We start from the raw sequence: 4,773 nt of genomic DNA on the forward strand, positions 1-4,773 counted from the left end.
CTCCAGCCGTACGGTCGGTGAGGATCAGACCTCGACGACGACCGGGAGGATCATCGGGCGCCGGCGGTAGGTGTCGGAGACCCACTTGCCCACCGAGCGGCGGATCAGCTGCTGGAGCTGGTGCGGCTCCATGACCCCGTCCTGGGCCGACTTGTTGAGGGCTTCCTCGATCTTCGGTACGACGGCGGTGAACGCCGCGTCGTCGATACCGGAGCCCCGGGCCTGGATGTGGGGACCGCCCACGATCTTGCCGGAGTTGGTGTCGACCACGATGAAGACCGAGATGATGCCCTCGTCGCCGAGGATGCGGCGGTCCTTGAGGGAGGTCTCGGTGACGTCGCCGACCGAGAGGCCGTCCACGTAGACGTAGCCAGCCTGGACCTTTCCGACGATCTTCGCCTTGCCGTCGATGAGGTCGACGACCACGCCGTCCTCCGCGATGACGATGTGGTCCTTGGGGACACCCGTCAGCGCGCCCAGCTCGGCGTTGGCCCTCAGGTGGCGCCACTCGCCGTGCACCGGCATCAGGTTCTTCGGCTTGCAGATGTTGTAGAAGTACAGCAGCTCGCCGGCCGAGGCGTGACCCGAGACGTGCACCTTGGCGTTGCCCTTGTGGACGACGTTGGCGCCCCAGCGGGTCAGACCGTTGATCACGCGGTAGACCGCGTTCTCGTTGCCCGGGATGAGCGACGACGCCAGGATGACCGTGTCGCCCTGGACGATCCGGATCTGGTGGTCGCGGTTGGCCATGCGCGACAGCGCGGCCATGGGCTCACCCTGCGAACCGGTGCAGACGAGCACCACTTCGTCGTCCGGGAGGTCGTCGAGCGTCTTGACGTCGACGACGAGTCCGGCCGGCACCTTGAGATAGCCCAGGTCGCGGGCGATGCCCATGTTGCGGACCATCGATCGGCCGACGAAGGCGACGCGGCGGCCGTACTCGTGGGCCGCGTCCAGGATCTGCTGGATGCGGTGGACGTGGCTGGCGAAGCTCGCCACGATGATCCGCTTGTCGGCGTTGGCGAAGACCGTGCGCAGGACGTTGGAGATGTCCTTCTCCGGCGGGACGAACCCCGGGACCTCGGCGTTCGTCGAGTCGGAGAGGAGGAGGTCGATGCCCTCCTCGCTGAGCCGCGCGAAGGCGTGCAGGTCGGTGAGCCGGCCGTCCAGCGGGAGCTGGTCCATCTTGAAGTCGCCGGTGGCGACCGCCATGCCCGCAGGGGTGCGGATGGCGACCGCGAGGGCGTCCGGGATGGAGTGGTTGACCGCGATGAACTCGCAGTCGAAGACGCCGATGCGCTCCCGCTGCCCCTCGACGACCTCGAGGGTGTACGGGCGGATGCGGTGCTCCTGGAGCTTCGCCTCGATCAGCGCGAGCGTCAGCTTGGAGCCGATCAGCGGGATGTCCGGCTTCAGGCGCAGCAGGTACGGCACGCCGCCGATGTGGTCCTCGTGGCCGTGCGTGAGGACGATGCCCTCCACGTCGTCCAGGCGGTCCCGGATCGTGGTGAAGTCCGGCAGGATCAGGTCGATGCCCGGCTGCTCCTCCTCGGGGAAGAGGACGCCGCAGTCGACGATGAGCAGGCGGCCGCCGTACTCGAAGACCGTCATGTTGCGGCCGATCTCGCCGAGACCGCCGAGAGGGGTGACCCTCAGGGCGCCCTTCGGGAGCTTCGGCGGGGTACCGAGTTCGGGATGCGGATGACTCAAAAGACTCTCCTTACCACGCACGCCACGTACCGCTTGGGCACGTGGCGTGTGTGTCATTCGTGCACTTGCTGTTGTCAGGGGATGAACGCGTGCGAGCTTTCCTCGCGTATGCGGTTGTCTCGCGTATTCAGTTGTGAAGTCCGTGGTTACAGCTCTACCCCACCGGCGGCCAGGTCGACCTTGAGCTGTGCCGTCTCCTGTGCGGTGAGTTCCACCAGCGGGAGGCGCAGCGGGCCGGCCGGGAGGCCCTGAAGGGTGAGAGCCGCCTTCGTGGTGATGACGCCCTGCGTGCGGAACACCCCGGTGAAGACCGGGAGCAGCTTCTGGTGGATCTCCTTGGCCTTCTGCACGTCGCCACCGAGGTAGGCCTCGATCAGGGCCCGCAGGTCGGGGGTGACGAAGTGGCCGACGACGGATACGACGCCCACCGCGCCCACCGAGAGCAGCGGGAGGTTGAGCATGTCGTCGCCGGAGTACCAGGCGAGGCCGGACCGTGCGATGGCCCATGCCGCGCGGCCGAGGTCGCCCTTGGCGTCCTTGTTGGCCACGATCCGCGGGTGCTCCGCGAGCCGGACGAGGGTCTCGGTCTCGATCGGCACGCCACTGCGCCCGGGGATGTCGTACAGCATGACCGGCAGGCCGGTGGAGTCGGCGATCGCGGTGAAGTGCCGGTGCAGGCCCTCCTGCGGCGGCTTGTTGTAGTACGGGGTCACCGCGAGGAGTCCGTGGGCTCCGGCCTGCTCGGCGGCGCGGGCGAGTCCGACGCTGTGGCGGGTGTCGTTCGTGCCGACGCCCACGACGACGTGGGCCCGGTCGCCGACCGCTTCGAGTACGGCTCGGACGAGCTGGTCTTTCTCCGCGTCGCTGGTGGTGGGCGACTCACCGGTGGTGCCGTTGACGACGAGGCCGTCGTTTCCCGCGTCCACCAGATGGGTCGCGAGCCGCTGGGCGCCGTCGAGGTCGAGTGCGCCGTCCGCCGTGAAGGGCGTGACCATAGCGGTGAGGACCCGCCCGAAGGGGGTCTGCGGAGTGGAGATCGGAGCCATGGGTAACACGCTACTCGTTGCTCGGCCCGGGAAGTCCCCTCGGGGGACGTCGATCTTGGAACCCGGCACTGCCTGCTCGGGGGTTCAAGCAGTGCCGGGTCCGTTTGATCAGCCTAGATGAACTTCACGAAACGCCGCAATACGGACACCGCCTACGGGGCTACCCGTCCGTTTTTGTTGAAGGCGGCATGAGTGAGGGGCATGAGGCGCGCCCAGTGCTCCTCCATCTGCTCGCCGACCATCTCGATCTCGCGCTGCGGGAAGGACGGGACGGTCGCCAGCTCGTGCTGGGTGCGCAGGCCGAGGAAGTGCATCAGCGAGCGTGCGTTGCAGGTGGCGTACATCGACGAGAAGAGGCCGACGGGCAGGACGGCCCGGGCCACCTCACGGGCGACACCGGCGGCCAGCATCTCCTGGTAGGCGTCGTACGCCTGGCGGTACGACTCCTCCATGGCACGGGCCGTGAGGTCGGCCTGCGCCTCGGTGCCGTCGACGAACTCGTACTTGCCGGGGCGGCCCTGCTGGACGAGCTTGCGGGACTCGCCGGGGACGTAGAAGACGGGCTGGAGCTCCCGGTAACGGCCCGATTCCTCGTTGTACGACCAGCCGACCCGGTGCCGCATGAACTCGCGGAACACGAAGATCGGGGCGTTGATGAAGAACGTCATCGAGTTGTGCTCGAAAGGGCTGCCGTGACGGTCGCGCATCAGATAATTGATGAGACCCTTGGAACGCTCCGGGTCCTTGGTGACTTCCTCCAGCGACTGCTCCCCCGCAGTCGACACGCGGGCGGCGAACAGGACGTCTGCGTCGCCTGCGGCGTGTTTCACCAGTTCGACGGTGACATCACTGCGGAAACTGGGCTTCGCGGTCTCGGGGGTGTCGCTCACCGGCGGGGTCCTTCCAATTGCTTCGCTCGGGCGGCGTCCACTCTACGGGGCCGCGTACCGGGCTCGCTCCGGGGAAAACTCCGAACGGTCCGCCGAAAAGGGGCACCGATCCGGTGTACCGCGCGTCTGACACTGCAGTAGCACCTCCACCACAGCTCTAAGGAGATTTTCCTCATGTTCCGCCGGCGTGAATCCGTCCCGTTCTCGTTCGTAGCCGAGGCCGAGCGGTTCCGCAGCAATGTCACTCCGCCGCCCCGGGAACGCGCCAGCGTCTCCGAGCTGGCGGGTCGCTCCCTCGTGGGGCTGGTCGTGGTCGCGGGCCTGGTGGGCTCGCTCCTCTTCGGGCTGCCCGCCCTCGACCCCGACCAGGCGCCCGCACACCACCAGAAGTCCGAAGCGGCCCAGGATCGCTGACTCGTACGGCCCCCTGGGGTGGTCGGAGCGGGAGGCCGTCGGTAGCCTCACCGGGCACAGCAATAACGAGCGTGCTTGTGAGTGAGGATCAGACGTGCCCCTGCCCTTCCTGACGGCCGACCGCGCGTTCGACGCGGGTGCGGAGGACGTCGCGCTGCCGTTCGACGATCACGACAGCTGGCGGCGGCCCTACCGTCCCGGACCCTGGCGGGTCTCGGCGGCGGCGGGACTGCTGCTGCTGGCGTCGTTCGTCCTGTTCGCGGCGATGATCATCGGTCTGGCCGGTGAGCCCTCGGGCGCACTGCTCTGCATGACGCTCGCCGCGGTGGTGATCGCCTGCGCGCTGCGGCTGCTGCGCGTCGGCGCGTGGGTGAGCCGGCACGGCGTACGCCGGGTCGGTTTCTTCCGCACCACCACGGTGGCGTGGAGCCGGACCGGGACGGTCCGGACGGTCCAGCAGCCGGTGAAGTGGCTCGGTTTCCCCCGGACCGTGCAGGGACAGGCCCTGGTCGTGGACCGTCGGGGCGCCGGCTCACTGCCGCCGCTGATGACGGACCACGACGCGGACTTCCTGTCCCGGTCCGAGGCGTTCGACCGGGCCACCGACGCCATCGAGGCGTGGGCGGACGAGTACCGGCGCTGACGCGCCGCTGCCCTTTCGTTCCGTCCGTTCCGTCCGTCCCGTCCGGGACGGTCCAGCGTCACCCCCGGTG

At 68.4% G+C, this 4,773-nt stretch carries 5 protein-coding genes; 2 read left to right on the forward strand and 3 right to left on the reverse strand.

The genetic code is table 11. The features are described from left to right. Nucleotides 1-24 precede the first annotated feature (24 nt). From ACFWEP_RS31745 to thyX, 3 genes are all read right to left on the reverse strand, one after another. Nucleotides 25-1,710, reverse strand: coding sequence for a ribonuclease J (locus ACFWEP_RS31745; protein ID WP_328719067.1), 1,686 nt, complete (start codon nt 1,708-1,710; stop codon nt 25-27). A 146-nt stretch (nt 1,711-1,856) separates the two neighbouring features. After that, a complete protein-coding gene (gene dapA / locus ACFWEP_RS31750) occupies nt 1,857-2,756 on the reverse strand; it encodes a 4-hydroxy-tetrahydrodipicolinate synthase (RefSeq protein WP_387375316.1) in 900 nt (299 codons plus the stop codon). Nucleotides 2,757-2,908: 152 nt separating this feature from the next. Beyond that, entirely contained in the window at nt 2,909-3,646 is a 738-nt protein-coding gene (gene thyX / locus ACFWEP_RS31755; RefSeq protein WP_387375318.1) for an FAD-dependent thymidylate synthase, read from the reverse strand. Nucleotides 3,647-3,820: 174 nt separating this feature from the next. Between thyX and ACFWEP_RS31760 the strand changes: the two genes are divergently transcribed. Beyond that, nucleotides 3,821-4,060: a hypothetical protein gene (locus tag ACFWEP_RS31760; RefSeq protein WP_328719070.1), complete on the forward strand. Its 240-nt coding sequence runs from the start codon at nt 3,821-3,823 to the stop codon at nt 4,058-4,060. A gap of 94 nt (nt 4,061-4,154) precedes the next feature. Further along, nucleotides 4,155-4,703, forward strand: coding sequence for a hypothetical protein (locus ACFWEP_RS31765; RefSeq protein WP_387375320.1), 549 nt, complete (start codon nt 4,155-4,157; stop codon nt 4,701-4,703). Nucleotides 4,704-4,773: the final 70 nt, after the last annotated feature.

The sequence above is a fragment of the Streptomyces sp. NPDC060198 genome (assembly GCF_042728415.1).
In the GTDB taxonomy this organism is placed as follows: domain Bacteria; phylum Actinomycetota; class Actinomycetes; order Streptomycetales; family Streptomycetaceae; genus Streptomyces.

Bases quoted from the DNA above. Each gene is read 5' to 3' on its own strand.
- dapA (WP_387375316.1), bottom strand. From the start codon at position 2,756: ATGGCTCCGATCTCCACTCCGCAGACCCCCTTCGGGCGGGTCCTCACC.
- ACFWEP_RS31760 (WP_328719070.1), top strand. From the start codon at position 3,821: ATGTTCCGCCGGCGTGAATCCGTCCCGTTCTCGTTCGTAGCCGAGGCC.